Origin of the sequence: Streptomyces sp. NBC_00631 (assembly GCF_045206895.1) — a bacterium.
GTDB lineage: Bacteria > Actinomycetota > Actinomycetes > Streptomycetales > Streptomycetaceae > Streptomyces.
Window position 1 is genome coordinate 520,447 of record NZ_CP107734.1, and the last position, 14,163, is coordinate 534,609.

At 70.4% G+C, this 14,163-nt stretch carries 12 protein-coding genes; 5 read left to right on the top strand and 7 right to left on the bottom strand.

Going from position 1 to position 14,163, the window contains the following annotated elements:
- Positions 1-6 precede the first annotated feature (6 nt).
- Complete coding sequence (locus OHB00_RS02710; RefSeq protein ID WP_406430802.1) at positions 7-1,329, bottom strand: ABC transporter substrate-binding protein; 1,323 nt, start codon at positions 1,327-1,329, stop codon at positions 7-9.
- A gap of 364 nt (positions 1,330-1,693) precedes the next feature.
- Here OHB00_RS02710 and OHB00_RS02715 point away from each other — a divergent pair, with 364 nt between their 5' ends.
- Both OHB00_RS02715 and OHB00_RS02720 read left to right on the top strand, forming a co-directional pair.
- Positions 1,694-2,707 (top strand): hydroxyacid dehydrogenase, encoded by a 1,014-nt coding sequence (locus OHB00_RS02715; protein WP_406430804.1) that lies wholly within the window; start codon positions 1,694-1,696, stop codon positions 2,705-2,707.
- Between the two features lie 359 nt (positions 2,708-3,066).
- Positions 3,067-4,086 (top strand): LacI family DNA-binding transcriptional regulator, encoded by a 1,020-nt coding sequence (locus OHB00_RS02720; protein ID WP_406445589.1) that lies wholly within the window; start codon positions 3,067-3,069, stop codon positions 4,084-4,086.
- A 138-nt stretch (positions 4,087-4,224) separates the two neighbouring features.
- Here the strand turns inward: OHB00_RS02720 and OHB00_RS02725 are convergent, their stop codons facing one another.
- Entirely contained in the window at positions 4,225-4,422 is a 198-nt protein-coding gene (locus OHB00_RS02725) for a hypothetical protein (RefSeq protein WP_406430806.1), read from the bottom strand.
- A gap of 7 nt (positions 4,423-4,429) precedes the next feature.
- Here OHB00_RS02725 and OHB00_RS02730 point away from each other — a divergent pair, with 7 nt between their 5' ends.
- Together OHB00_RS02730 and OHB00_RS02735 are read left to right on the top strand one after the other, a co-directional pair.
- Positions 4,430-4,702 carry an enoyl-CoA hydratase/isomerase family protein gene (locus OHB00_RS02730; protein ID WP_406430808.1) on the top strand — a complete coding sequence of 91 codons (273 nt, stop codon included), beginning with the start codon at positions 4,430-4,432 and terminating at the stop codon, positions 4,700-4,702.
- 215 nt (positions 4,703-4,917) lie between these two features.
- Entirely contained in the window at positions 4,918-6,549 is a 1,632-nt protein-coding gene (locus OHB00_RS02735) for a subtype B tannase (protein ID WP_406430810.1), read from the top strand.
- A 72-nt stretch (positions 6,550-6,621) separates the two neighbouring features.
- Here the strand turns inward: OHB00_RS02735 and OHB00_RS02740 are convergent, their stop codons facing one another.
- The 5 genes from OHB00_RS02740 to OHB00_RS02760 all read right to left on the bottom strand — a co-directional run bounded on the left by OHB00_RS02740 (position 6,622) and on the right by OHB00_RS02760 (position 12,301).
- Positions 6,622-8,049 (bottom strand): GntP family transporter, encoded by a 1,428-nt coding sequence (locus OHB00_RS02740; protein ID WP_406430812.1) that lies wholly within the window; start codon positions 8,047-8,049, stop codon positions 6,622-6,624.
- Positions 8,046-8,987, bottom strand: coding sequence for an NAD(P)-dependent oxidoreductase (locus tag OHB00_RS02745; RefSeq protein WP_406430814.1), 942 nt, complete (start codon positions 8,985-8,987; stop codon positions 8,046-8,048). Before OHB00_RS02745 ends, OHB00_RS02740 begins: the two co-directional genes overlap by 4 nt.
- A 238-nt stretch (positions 8,988-9,225) precedes the next feature.
- Entirely contained in the window at positions 9,226-10,089 is an 864-nt protein-coding gene (locus OHB00_RS02750; RefSeq protein ID WP_406430815.1) for a ketose-bisphosphate aldolase, read from the bottom strand.
- Positions 10,089-11,537, bottom strand: a complete 1,449-nt coding sequence (locus tag OHB00_RS02755; RefSeq protein ID WP_406430817.1) for a four-carbon acid sugar kinase family protein — start codon at positions 11,535-11,537, stop codon at positions 10,089-10,091. Before OHB00_RS02755 ends, OHB00_RS02750 begins: the two co-directional genes overlap by 1 nt.
- A 65-nt stretch (positions 11,538-11,602) precedes the next feature.
- Entirely contained in the window at positions 11,603-12,301 is a 699-nt protein-coding gene (locus OHB00_RS02760) for a FadR/GntR family transcriptional regulator (RefSeq protein WP_406430819.1), read from the bottom strand.
- Between the two features lie 437 nt (positions 12,302-12,738).
- Here OHB00_RS02760 and dctA point away from each other — a divergent pair, with 437 nt between their 5' ends.
- Positions 12,739-14,163 (top strand): C4-dicarboxylate transporter DctA, encoded by a 1,425-nt coding sequence (dctA, locus tag OHB00_RS02765; protein WP_406430821.1) that lies wholly within the window; start codon positions 12,739-12,741, stop codon positions 14,161-14,163.

The following is a 14,163-nucleotide window of genomic DNA, read 5'->3' on the forward strand; positions in this document are numbered from 1 at the left end:
GGTGATTCAGCCGGCCGCGACGGCCTTGACGCCCTTGTTCTTCAGGTCGGCGAGCACCCACTCCTGAAGATGCGTCAGCATGTCCTTCACGGTGAGCTGCTTCTTCATGACCTTGCCCCACTGCTTCTGCATCTCGGAGTACATGGCCGCGTAGTCCGGCCCGTACTGCCACTGCTCCCCCACCCGGGACGCGGCGGTGGTGATGATCTGCGCGCTGTCCGACTTCCCGTTGAACATCTCCGTCGGGATGATCTTGTCGACGTACGGGGAGACGTCCTTGACCGCCGGGAAGAGCCCCGACTTGGACGCGGGGTCGGTGAGGGCGGTCAGCGACTCCTTGCTGCTGGACAGCCAGGCCGCGAACTGGGCTGCCCGGTCGGGGTACTTGCAGCCCTTGAGTACCGCTGTCACGTCGAAGTTGCTGGAGGTCTGCGGCTTGGCCGTGTCGAAGACCGGTGCGGCGGCGAGCTGCCACTTGCCCTTGGACTTGGGGAAGTTGGTGTCGTAGATCGGCAGTTGCCAGGTGGAGGTGGTCATCAGGATGGTCTTGCCGAGGTCCCAGGTCTTGAAGACGCCGGGGTCGGCGTAGGAGGCGTTGGAGGCCAGGTTGTCGTCCACCAATTGCTGAACGATGTCGGCGGCCTTGAGCGCGTCGGGCGAGTTGAAGCCGATCTCCCAGTGGTCGCCGGCGAGCTTGTACCACTCGGCGCCCGCCTGCCAGGACAGGTCGACGAGGGTGCTCGGGTCCTCGCCCGCCATGTTGAAGATCTTGACGTTCTTGTCCTTCTTCTGCACGGCCTTGCCCGCGGCGATCACGTCGTCCCAGGTGGTCGGGGCCTTGATGCCGTACTTCTGGAACAGGTCCGCCCGGTAGGCGGTGAACAGGGGTGAGGAGCCCGTGGGGATGCCGTAGGTCGCGCCGCCGGGGCTGACCGCGTTCCAGGCGGGAGCCGTGTAGCGGGACCTGTACGGGGCGGCGACCTTGGTGATGTCGGTGAGCAGCCCGTCGGCGGCGAAGTTCGCCAGGTTCATCCCGTCCATCTTGGACAGACAGGGTGCGTTGCCGGAGGTCACCGCGGCGCGCAGCTTCTGGTAGACGGTGTCGCCGGCCGCGTTGACGTACTTCACCTGGGTCTCGGGGTGCGCCTTGTTCCAGACCGCAACCTGCTGCTGGATCCCCTCCGTCCAGCTCCAGAACTCCAGCTGCACCTTGCCGGTGGTCTTGGCCGCCGAGTCGGTCTCCTCACCGCCACCGCAGGCGCTGAGGACGAGGGACAGCGAGAGGGCGGCGGCCGCGCCGGCGAGGGCTCTCGTGGGGATGTTGCTCATCGGTCCTCCGGGGAAAGGCGGACAGCGCCTGCGGTGGGGAGGGGGCGCGGGCGACTGCAGGCAGCAAGAGAGGCAATGGCTGCACGGTTTCAGTAACCGTTTCCCGTGGACGGTAGGACCTCGGAGGGCGGCCCCACAAGAGGGATGAGGTCATTTGTTTCGCGAGGCTTGCCGGAAAGTAACCCAGTGGGCCGCGCTGGCCTGCGACTTCCACGTTTACCTCAAATGGGAGGCCCGACGCTCCCGGACGGATCCCTGACGCGTCGCCTACAGCGGAACATTGACCGGTGCACCCGGCGAGCTCTAGCGTAGAATACGTTTACCCTCCCTTTTCTTCATCTCCTCACAGCAGAAGCGGAGATCCATGGCCACGTCCGAGCTACCGCGCGCCGTGTTCGCCATGAACCCGGTGCACCTTCCCGAGCTCTTCCCGCCCCGGCTGATGGCACGGTTGACGGCCCTGGCGCGGATCGACCCCGCCCTGGTCGTACAGGACTTCGCCGAGCCGGCGATGGCGGGGCCACTGGCCGAGGCCGAGGTGCTGATCACCGGCTGGGGCTGCCCGCGCGTCGATGAGGCCGTCCTGACCGCGACGCCCCGGCTGCGGACCGTACTCCACGCGGCGGGCAGCGTGCGCAACCTGATCGCTCCCGAGGTCTGGGAGCGAGGCGTCTCGGTGTCCAGTGCCGTGCGGGCCAACGCGCTCCCGGTCGCCGAGTTCACGCTCGCCGCGATCCTGCTCTCCGGCAAGGACGCCTTCGGGCTGCGGCACCGGTTCCGGACCGAGAACGCGTTCCCGCCGCCCGCGGACCTCGCCGCCGTGGGCAACCTCGGCAGACGGGTCGGGATCATCGGGGCCTCCCGGGTCGGACGCCGCCTGCTCGAACTGCTGCGGCCCTTCGACTTCGCGGTGACGCTGTACGACCCGTACGTCGACGCCGGCGAGGCCGCCGCCCTGGGCGCCGTACTCCTGCCGCTCGACGAGCTGATGCGCACCAGCGACATCGTCAGCCTGCACGCGCCGGACATCCCGGAGACCTACCGCATGCTCGACCGCCGACGGTTGTCGCTGATGCCCGACGGCTCGGTGCTCGTCAACACCTCCCGGGGCGCCCTCGTCGATCCCGACGCGCTCACCGACGAACTGGTCTCCGGACGGATCGGCGCCGTCCTGGACGTGACCGAGCCGGAGCCCCTGCCCGCGGACTCACCCCTGTACCGGCTGCCCAACGTCTTCCTCACCCCGCACATCGCCGGCTCTCTCGGCAACGAACTGGAGCGACTGGGCCGCACCGTCGTGGACGAGCTGGCCCTGCTCGGCGCGGGCGCTCCGCTCGCCCACGCCGTCCGCCAGGCCGACCTGGTCAACAGCGCCTGACCCGGGGGCCGCTGCGGAGTCCGGTCACAGACCGCGACGTCGTCCCACTGCCGACGTTCCCGTCACGGGTGAGCGGACGCCGCGTCGGCGCCCGGGAGCCGCACCGGTCCTGTCGGCTCCCAAGCAAATGGCAGGCCGTCCTCCCCAGCGCAGACGGCTGGCGGGCATGATGGCGACTCCGGACGGAGTGCAGTAATCGTTTACCTTCCGCGCACGGCAGATCCCGCTCCGATCGGGCGGCAAGCGTGACCCATGCAGTAGCGTCAGCCCTTGTGACGAACGACGGGAAGAGCGCCCGCAAGGGCCCTGAAGGCAGCAGAACCAGACGGAAGGGCACGAGGCCGGACGGACCGAGCACCATCCGCGATGTCGCGGCAAAGGCAGGGGTATCGGTAGCAACCGTTTCCCGCACCCTGGCCGGCAACTACCCGGTGTCGGCGGAAACAAAGGCCCGCGTCATGGCAGCCGTCGAGTCACTGCACTACGTGGTGAACGTCCACGCGAAGGCCCTCTCCGGCGCCGTCGCCGGTCCCGTCGCCCTGGTCGTCCCGGACATCACTGGTCCCTCACTGACGCATGTCGCCGCAGGCGTGGAACAGGAGGCCACCGGCCGAGGCAGGCTGAGCCTGGTCTGCTCCACCCACGGCGACGCCGCTCGGGAGGACGACCTGGTCCAGCTCATGCGGGAGCAGCACGCCGCCGCGGTCCTCCTCGTCGGCGGAACCGTCCCCGACAACGCCTACCACCGTCGCATGGCCGAGTACGCCACGGCCCTCGACGCCGCCGGATCCCGACTGGTACTGATCGGGCGCCCTGCGCTGCCTTCCGGGATCCCGGCGACCGTGGTCGACTACGACAACCGGGGCGGCGCGTTCCAAGCCACCTCGCACCTCCTCGCCGCCGGGCACCGACGCATCCTCTTCCTCGGCGGCAAGCCGGGCTTCAGCAGCGCCGAACAGCGCCACGACGGCCATCTCAGCGCGCTGCGCGCCCACTCGGTCCCGTACGCGGAGGACCTCGACCTGCCCGGCTTGTACACCCGCGCCTCGGGATACCGCCGGGTGCGCGACGCGCTGGACGCGGGCCTGGACTTCACCGCGGTCTTCGCCGCCACCGACGCGATCGCCGTCGGCGTGCTGGCCGCCCTGCGCGAGGCGGGTCTCCGGGTCCCCCGTGACGTGTCGCTCATCGGTTTCGACGACGTCCCCTACGCCGCCGACCTGACACCGTCCCTGACCACGGTCCGTGTCCCGTACGAGGAACTGGGACGGACCGCCGTACGCCTGGCGCTCGACCGTGAGGACACCATCAGGGGCGACGATCACGTGGTCCTGAGCACCCAGTTGGTGATCCGGGAGTCGGTGCGGCCACAGCACTGAGGTGACGGCGACCGCCGCGCCCTTCCCTCTCCACCAGTGCAGCCGGGACAGTCGTACGCCTGCGTGAACCCGCACTGGGGCCGGCCACCGCGCCGCCGAACACTGGGGCACCGTGCGGTTGAGGGATGTCGCGCAAGCTTACGTCGGCTCGGCGGCGGACCAGTTCCCGGTGGTGAGATCCATGGTCTCTTCGGAGGTGTCGTAGTCCGGGTGGAGATAGATCCTGACCCACGCCAGGACCCTGTCGTCGGGGTCGTGCACGGTGACGGTGGCGACCAGCATCTGGTCGGCGATGGTCAGGCCGAGGCCGAGACCGGCAGCCGATCTCGTCCTCACCAACCGGGTGCTGACCGGAGAGCAGGCCGAACGCTGGGGTCCGGTCTCGCGCCTGGTGCCGGACCCCGGCCTGGACAGCACCGCCCTCGCCGTCGAGTTCGCCGAGAGACCGACGGAGGCCCTCACCGCGGCGAAACGGCTGCTGTCCGCCGGCGAGCGGAACGCCTTGGGGCAGCACCTCGAAGAGGAGGCCAGGCTCATCGCGGCGGTGGCCGACGGCGAACCGGCCCGGACCCGCATCACGTCGTTCCTGCCGGCACGCACCGCGGTGAGGAAGTGAATCCCGAACATGGCCGCCAGGCCGCACTCCGGAAGTTCTCCTGTACACCGGACGTGACGCCGCTGTGAGCCGCCCATGAGGTCATATGGGTCCCCCATGAAACGAGCAGGATCGTTGGCGTTATCGTCAACACTTCTCTACGTTCGCAGGAGCGGATCACTCAGTCCGCGACCATCCGTGGGCACCGGCGGGACACTTCCGGAGAGGGCATCAAGTTGAAGCACAAGGCGATCAAACGTAGGTCGGTCGTTCTGGGGATCGGTGCGACCGCCGGTGTCGCGGCAGTCGGCGGCATCGCCGTCAGCGCGCAGGCGTCCAGCGAGACCGCCTCCGACTCGTCGTCCTCCGACGGCCTGGTCTTCGATCCGGAGGGCTACACCGAGATCACGACCACTCTCACGGACACCGACGGCACCGCGCACGACGTGACCTACCACTTCTGGAAGGCCATCACGTACGTCTCCAAGCCGGTCGACGAGAAGTACCAGAGTCTGATCGTCAGCGTGCCCGTCGAGATCGACGGCAAGGCCGTGGACGCCTCGAACGCGCCCATCGTCCTGTCCAACGTCATCGCCGGTTACGTCGAGTCCTCGGTGGCGGCGGCGACCGGGATCGGTGGCGCCGTGGGAGCCGGAGGACCCCCTGGCGGCGGCAGCTCCTCTGCGTCGGCGTCTCCGTCGGCATCCGCCACCGCGTCGGCCTCCCCCACCGCGCCCAGCGGCGGCGGTGCGGCAGCCATGCCGCAGATGGCGCTCCTGGCCGGCTACGTCGTCGTCGAGCCCGGCGCCCGAGGCCGCACGACGACGAACTCCGCCGGCGAGTACTACGGCACGGCCCCGGCGGCGATCGTCGACCTCAAGGCGGCCGTGCGGTATCTGCGCGCCAACAAGGGCCGCATCCCCGGTGACACCGACCGGATCGTCTCCGCCGGCGTGAGCGCGGGCGGCGCCCTGTCCGCGCTGCTCGGCGCGTCCGGCGACAGCTCGCTCTACGACAAGCTCCTCGACGAGATCGGCGCTGCCGACGCCTCCGACGCGATCTTCGCCACCGGCGCCTGGTGCCCGATCACCGACCTGGAGCACGCCGACGGCGCCTACGAGTGGAACTGGGGCACCAACGTCACCCAGTCCACCGGCAAGGTCGTCGACCAGACGGTGTCCAAGGATCTCCAGTCGCAGTTCGCCGAGTACCAGGCGAAGTTGAAGCTGCGCGGCCTGAAGGGCTCGGGCTTCGGCACGCTCACGGCCCGCAACTACGACGACTACCTGGTCACGCAGTACCTGGAGCCCGCGGCCACCACCTACCTCGCTGCCCTGTCGGACTCCGACCGCGAGACCTACCTGGCGAAGAACACCTTCATCACCTGGAAGAACGGCAAGGCGGCCTTCACCTGGGACGACTTCCTCACCCACGTCGGCGCCCGCAAGAAGACCGCCCCGGCCTTCGACGCCTTCGACCTGTCGGCCGGCGAGAACAACGAGTTCGGCGCGGGCACCACCAAGGCGCGCCACTTCACCGCGTACGGCGCCAAGAACGACACAACGGGCCTGACCACCAAGCGCGTCGCGAGTGACATCCCCGCCAAGCTCGACCTGATGAACCCGATGTACCACCTCGTGCAGAAGGCCAACCCGAAGCGGACCAAGCACTGGTGGATCCGCCTCGGCACCAACGACACCGACACCTCGCACGTCATCTCCGCGAACCTGGCTGCGGCCGCGGCGGGCCTCGGCGACGACGTCAACCACCTCTACTACTGGGACCAGGGCCACGGCGCCAACATCGACCTGCCCGACTTCGTGGCCTGGATCGCCAAGGTCACCGGCTACAAGGGCGCGAAGAAGTAGCCCCGGCACAGACAGCCGCCCGCCCGGGCCGGTCGGGGCTCGGGCGGGTGGATCCGTGCGTGGGGCCAGGTGTCAGACCAGCGGCCACAGCGCGGCGGTGAGGGCGAAGCCGGCGCATCCCATGACGGTCGTCAGGACCGTCCAGGTGCGCAGGCCCGCGGCCACATCGAGACCGGCGAGCTTGGTGAACATCCAGAACCCGGCGTCGTTTATGTGGGACAGGGCCAGGGCGCCCGCGCCCATCGCCAGGGCGACCAGCGACAGCTGACCCGTCGACAGGTCGGCGCGGTGCAGCAGCGGGGTGAGGATGCCGGCGGTCGTGATGAGGGCCACGGTCGCCGACCCCTGGGCCGCGCGCAGGGCGAGGGCGGTCAGGAAGCCGAGCACCAGCACGGGCAGCCCGGTGCGGTCCAGGACGTCGGCGATCGCGTCGCCGATGCCGCTGGCGACCAGGACCTTGCCGAAGACGCCGCCTGCTCCGGCGACGAGGATGACCATCGCGACGGGCGGCAGCGCGGAGCCCATGACCTCGGCGATGTGCGCGCGGTTCCAGCCGCGACGGGCGCCCAGGAGCCAGCCGCACAGGGCGACGTCGATGAGCAGGGCCACCATCGGGGCGCCGAGGACGGTCAGGACGGCGCGCAGGGTGGAGCCCTCGGCGAGCGCGTTCTGGCCGATGGTGCCGAGGAGGATCAGCAGGATCGGGGTGACGATCAGCGCCAGGACCATGCCGAAGGACGGCGGCCGGACGTCGGTCTCCGAGGGTGCGGGCTTGGTGAGTACGGCGGTGGCGTGACCGCCCTCCACGGGAGCCGGCGCGCTGCCACCCTCGGTCCCGGCCTCCGTCTCGCCGTACACCTCCGCGTACACCGCCGGGTCCATCGGGTACTCGTGGCGGGTGAGGCGACGGGAGACGAGGTAGCCGAGCAGGGCGACGACGGCCGTGACGGGAAGGCCCAGCAGCAGCATCAGACCCTGGCTGGCGCCGATCGTCGCGGCGACCGCGACGGCGCCGGGGTGCGGCGGCAGGAAGGCGTGCACGGTGAGCATCGCGGCGCCCATGGGCAGCGCGTAGATCAGCAGCGGCTTGCGGGAGGCTCGGGCGACTCCGTATGCGATCGGCATCAGGATGATGAGGCCGACCTCGAAGAAGACCGGGATGCCCAGGACGAACCCGGCCACGGTCAGGGCGAGCGGGGTGCGGCGGGAGCCGAACCTCTCGATGAGAGAGTGCGCGAACGCGTGGGCGCCGCCGGAGAGTTCGATGATCCGGCCGATCATCGCGCCCAGCGCGATGATGGTGGCGATGTGGCCGAGGGTGGCCCCCATGCCGTCCTCGATGGTCTTCACCAGGTCGGCGGCGGGCACGCCCGCGGCGAGCGCGACGCCGACGCTGACGACCATGAGGGCGACGAACGGCTGGACCTTGGCTCTGAGGATGAGCAGGAGCAGGGTCGCCACACCGGCGACCGCGATGGTGAGCAGGGCGGTGTGGCTCATCGTCCCTCTCCTTCCGTGGCGGTTTCTGCGGGTATTTCCGACGACTTGGGAGACAGGACGGTGACGACGGAGGAGTCGTCGCAGGCGCCGAGCCCGGCGCGCTCGCCGAGCAGGTAGAGCTGTTCGGCCGCCGCGGCCAGGGGCACCGGCACGTGGGCGTTCCTGGCGATGCCGGTGACGATGCCCATGTCCTTGACGAAGATGTCGAGCCGCGACTTGACCTCGGGCTCGGAGCCCTCCTCGTACGTCTGGACCATGCGCGGCCCGCGGTCGGCGAACATGAAGGAGCCGGCGGCCCCGTGCTTGAGGGTGTCCACGACCGTGCCCGGGTCGAGCCCGAGCTCGCGGGCGAGCGCGATCGCCTCGGCCGCGGCCGCGATGTGCACCCCGGCGAGGAGCTGGTTGACGGCCTTCATGGCCTGTCCGTCGCCGGGCCGCGGGCCGACGACCGTGAGGGTGGAGGCGAGCAGGTCGAGGACCGGCCGGGCCGTCTTCAGCGCCGCGTCCTCGGCGCCGACGACGATCAGCAGATCGCCGTTTCCGGCCCGTACGGGGCCACCGCTGACCGGCGCGTCCACGGTCAGCACACCGCGCTCGGCGAGGCGCTGGGCGGTGGAGCGTGCCGCTTCGGGGCCGACCGTGCTGGTGAGGATCACGACCGCGTCGGGGCGCAGGGCTTCGGCGGCGCCGTTCACACCGAACAGCGCGCCCTCGACCTGCGCCTGGTCGCGTACGGCGAGCACGACGACGTCGGCGTCACGGGCGGCCTCGGCCGGGGACGCGGCGTCGCGTGCGCCCTGGGCGGCCAGGGCCGATCGCCGATCGGCCGCGATGTCGTAGACGGAGACGGGCAGTTCGCCCGCCAGGCGGCGCGCCATGGGAAGTCCCATGGCGCCCAGGCCGATGACGGCCGTGTGGGGACGGGGGGGCGGAGACATCTTTGTCCTCCTGCGAAGAGAAAGGGGAGAGGAGCAAGTTGGCTGCCGGCGGTGGGGAAGGCACCGCCAGAAGTGAAGGGGTCGCGCTCAACCGCGGCGTCTGCGAGGGGGATGGCGCAGGGGCCGGCGGCTGTCGGGGCGGCTCGCGAGGGTGGTGCGATGCGGCGGGCGGTCGTACGGCGGTCTCGTGCCGTACGGCGCGGCGGTGCGGTTCGTCGTCAGCGGGGCCGGGGTAAGGTCACGCGTCTCCCCCTTCGGCGCGGGGGCTCAAGCGCCCGATGACCTCCAGGGCGGCGTCCCGGATAGCGTCACGGCCCGCCGCCCAGACGGAGACGACGTCGGAGCCGGGCAGCGCGGCCGGGAGGATCGCGTGGACGGCCTCCAGGTAGGCGCGGCGCAGTTCGGCGTTGACGTTGACCTTGGCGACGCCGCGCGCGAGAGCGCCGTGCAACTCGTCGACGGGCAGGCCGCTGGCGCCGTGCAGCACGAGCGGGACCGGCACGAGCTCGTGGATCGCGGCCAGCCGGTCCAGGTCGAGGCGGACCGGGTCCTTGGTGAAGCCGTGGACGTTGCCGACGGCCACGGCGAGCGCGTCGACGCCCGTCGCGACCACGAACTCGGCCGCCTGCCCCGGATCGGTCATCGCCGCGGTCTGCGCGACGGCATCGGTGGAGACGTCCTCGTCGCCCGGCAGGGCACCGAGCTCGGCCTCCACCCAGGCACCGTGCTCACGAGCCCGCCGGACCGCTTCCCGCGTCAGCGCGATGTTCTCGGCGAACGGCAGGTGGGAGCCGTCGACCATGACGGAGGTGTAGCCAGCCTCCAGGCAGGCCGTGATCTCGTCCAGGTCCCGGCTGTGGTCGAGGTGCACTCCGAGCCGGGCGCCGGAGTGTTCGGCGGCGTCCAGCGCCAGCCGCATCAGGGCCCCGCGCCCGGCGTGCTTGAAGGGGCTGGAGCCCGCCTGGATCAGCACGGGCCGTCCGGCGGCCTCGGCGGCGGCCGTGATGCCCTGGACGGTCTCCAGGTTGTAGGCGACGAACCCGGGCAGGGCGTGACCGGCAGCGGCGGCCTGCTTCAGGGCCTCGGTTCCGTGCAGCAGCATCAGGCGCTCCGGAGCAGGTCGAGGGCATCGGCGAGCGCGTCGGGGCCGCCGACGTTCCCGGCGAAGACGATGTAGGGGACGCCGGCCGCTGGGCCGTCCACCGGCTCCCAGAGGGAGACGATTCCGGGCAGCAGCGTGCCCCGGGCCCACGCGCGGCGGATCTGCAGACCGTGTGTGGCGGTGTCGCTGGAGGTGATACCGCCCTTCGCGACGACGAAAGCGGGCCGCCGGGTGGCGTTGACTTGCCGTACGGCCTCCACGAGCGCGGCGGAGACCCGGCGGGAGATCGCCAGACTGTCGTCCGCGTCGGCACCCGTCACCAGGGTGCGCGAGGTGCGGATCACGGCGTCGGCCGAGTCCAGTGCGCCGGCGGCCGCGGCCGCGACCTCGGCGATGTGGGCCTCACGCCGCTCCTCGTCGAGCAGCAGGGCCACGTCCAGCTCGTACTCGGCGATCCCGCCGCGCTCCCGCAGCCGGTCCAACTGCCGTGTCGTCAGGGAGACATGAGATCCTACGGCGATCAGCCCGTGCGGCGCCTCGCCGCATAGCGGGCGCAGCTGCGCCGGGGTGAGCGGTGCCCGCGCCGCTTGTCCGGCACGGGCCCGAACGAAGGACGGACCGACCCGGTACAGCAGCCGCGTGCCGTTCTCCTCCGCCTCCGCGAGGCCCAGGGCGAGCACCCGCAGATCGTCGTCGCACACCGCGTCGACCACGGCCGTGCGTCCGCCGCGCAGGGAGCTGAGCAGCCGCGCGGTGTGTGCCGGGCCGCCGCCGCGCAGGTCGTCGAGGGTGATACGCAGAACCTCGTCCGCGGGCACCCGCCCGCCCGTTTTCTCCTGGACCCACTCGGGCAGCGAGGAACTGCGGTAGCCGAAGGTGGCGTCGCGGGCGAACTCGCTTTCCCCGACCGGGAGCAGCCCGTCGGCCGTCCGCATCCAGTGCCGGGAGCCTACGGTCAGTCGGCCCGCCTCGATGTAGGCGGGCACCAGCACCACGCCGTCCGGGGCACCGACGCCCAACTCGGTGAGCTCCTCGGCCAGGACATCGGTCTCCAGCGGGAAGTGCCCGCGCAGGGTCGAGTCGCCACGGCTGGCCAGGACGTAACCAGTGCCCTCGGCCGCCGCGGCCTCGTGCAGAGCGCGAACCACCTCGCGGTTGCGGGCGGCGGCGTCCTCGGGCGACAGGCTGCGGGTGTTGGTGAGGACGAAGAAGGCGGCGCTGTCCTGGCGCAGCGCCCAGCGCAGATCGTCCACCGTCCAGGAGGTCAGGACCGGCACGTCCGCGACCGTCTGCGTGCCGGTCGGATCGTCGTCGAGGACGACCAGGCGGGGGCCGCCGAGGACGCGGGCGGCCACCTCGGAGGCGCTCACCTCTCGGACCGGGGGGAGCCCTTCCAGCACCGCGGCCTCGCTGACGGGTCCCGTCTGGGCATGGAGAGGTAGGGACATGGCGAATTCCTGGTCTCTAGCGGGGAGTTGAGGAGAGCTGGGGGGCTGGGGGGAGCTGGGGAACGTCAGTCGAGGTCGCCCTTGATCACATGGGTGCGCAGGTCGTCGGCGGTCTGGTTCATGTGCCCGTCCATGGCGACCCGGGCGGCCTCGGGGCTGCCGGACTCCAGCGCGGCGAGCACCGCCTCGTGGTGCGCGATGGCGTTCGTACGGATCTCCGGGACGGCCGAGGTCTCCCGGCGCCCCTCGACCAGCAGCGGGCCGAACGGCTCGAAGAGCAGCGGGACGAACAGGTTGCCCGTCGCCCGCATCACCGTGTCGTGGAAGTCGATGTCGGCCTGCACGAACTGCTCGGTGTCGCCCGCGTCGGCGGCCTCCCGCATGACCGCCAGGTGCTGGCGCAGCACCTCCAGGTCATCGTCGGTGCGGCGGGAGGCGGCCAGCTCGCACGCGCCGTTCTCGATGAGCCGGCGTGCCTCGATCAGCCGCTCCGACAGGGCGCCGCTCGAGGTCCGCGAGGCCGCCCGCACCACCGGCTCCAGCGCGGTCCACCGATCCGGCGGGTTGACGTAGGTGCCCCGGCCGCGCACCACCCGGACGACGTTCTGCGCGCGCAGCTGCTTGACCGCCTCGCGAACGGTCAGGCGGCTGACCCCGCCCTGCTGCGAGAGCTCTCCCTCGGGCGGAAGGGCGGAGTCCGGCGGGTACTGGCCGTCAATGATCGCGGTGAGCAGCTGCTCGGCGAGGTCATCGGAGAGCGACATGACAGGAACCTCTTCGTTCGGCGATCACATCTGACATCAGACATCTGATGTCTATGTGCCGGAAACGATGACACCGGAGGTAAGACTCGTCAAGACCCCAGTCGGAAACGATCGAGGGATCATGGATGCGGGTGCCACCCGGCCGCCGAGGCCCCCACATCGCGCCTCGTCGACACGACGCCGAGCGCACCCGTCGACTCCCCTCTCCCGGCCAGTGCCGCTCGCGGTCAGCGCATCCGCGGGCAGCACGAGCCGTTCGGGGATGCCGTGGGAGCCCTGGACGGCCGGCTGTCAGCCTCGGGAGGAAACCAATAGGCCGTGCCTATACGGGGCATCGATTTTTGGTCGTGGACCCCCTGAATGCCGGACCGGTTCACTGTGGCCCAAAGCTGGCGCGTACCGATCGGGCTCGGTATCGCGCGTTCAGGGAGGCTGCAATGACGCATACCCCAAGCCACGGTCGAGCCGAGCAAGCCGCGCGTATCGCGGCGAAGCCGTGGTACCGGCAGTTGTACGTCCAGGTTCTGGTGGCGATCGTGATCGGCATCGTGCTGGGGTGGAAGTGGCCGGATCTGGCCACCGACATGGAGCCGATCGGCACGACGTTCATCACCGCGATGAAGATGCTGATCGGCCCGATCGTCTTTCTGACGATCATCGGCGGCATCGCCGGCGTCGCGGACCTGAAGAAGGTCGGCCGCACTGGCATCAAGGCCCTGACCTACTTCCAGGTCGGCACCATCGTCGCTCTGCTGACCGGGCTCGCCGCGATCAACATCTTCCGGCTCGGCGACGGGGTGCACGCCGACCCGTCGACGCTGCAGACGTCGGGCGACGCGAGCCAGTACATCGAGACGGGTGAGCACCAGCACTGGTGGGAGTTCCTCACCAACATCGTGCCGAACAGCTTCTTCGGCCCGTTCGTCGAGGGGAACATCCTCCAGGTGATCTTCCTGGCCGTCGTCTTCGGCATCGCCTTGAAGATGGTGGGCAAGACGGGCGAGCCGATCATCGCAGCCGTGGGACGGCTGACCGAGGTCGTCTTCAAGGTGCTGTCCTTCGTCATGAAGGCCGCGCCGCTGGGCGCCTTCGGCGCGATGTCGTACGCCATCGGGAAGTTCGGCCTGTCCACGCTGACCAGCCTCGGCTCGCTGATCATCCTCTTCTACGTCACCTCGGCCCTGTTCGTCGTGGTCGTGCTCGGCGGAGTCCTCGCCCTGTACGTGCGGCTGAACATCTTCCAGCTCTTCCGCTACTTCAAGGAGGAGTTCTGGCTGATCCTGGGCACCTCGACCGCCGAGCCCGCGCTGCCCGGACTGATGCGCAAGGTTCAGTTCATGGGCGCGGAGCGGTCCACGGTCGGCCTGGTCGTGCCGACCGGCTACAGCTTCAACCTCGACGGCGCGGCGATCTACCTCTCGCTCGCCACCCTCTACATCGCCCAGGCCACCGACACGTCTCTCTCCCTCGGCCAGCAACTCGGTCTCCTGGCCGTCATGTTGCTGACGTCCAAGGGAGCGGCGGGCGTCGCGGGCGGTGGATTCATCGGGCTCACCGCGACGTTGTCGACGGTCGGTTCCGTCCCGGCCGCGGGCATCATGCTCATCTTCGGCATCGACAAGTTCATGTCGGAGTGCCGGGCCCTGGTGAACTTCTTCGGCAACGCCGTCGCCACCCTGGTCGTCGCCAGGTGGGAGAACGGCCTGGACCTGGAGCGGGCCCGGACGGTGCTGGCCGGAAGGGCGGGAGAACCGCCGCTGACCACTGAGGCCGGGACCGAAGCCGGGGCCGGGAGCGAGTTCGACAAGCACCGCCCGACCGTCGCGCCCCCCGCCGCCCAGACCGCCGAGCTGGCCCCCTGA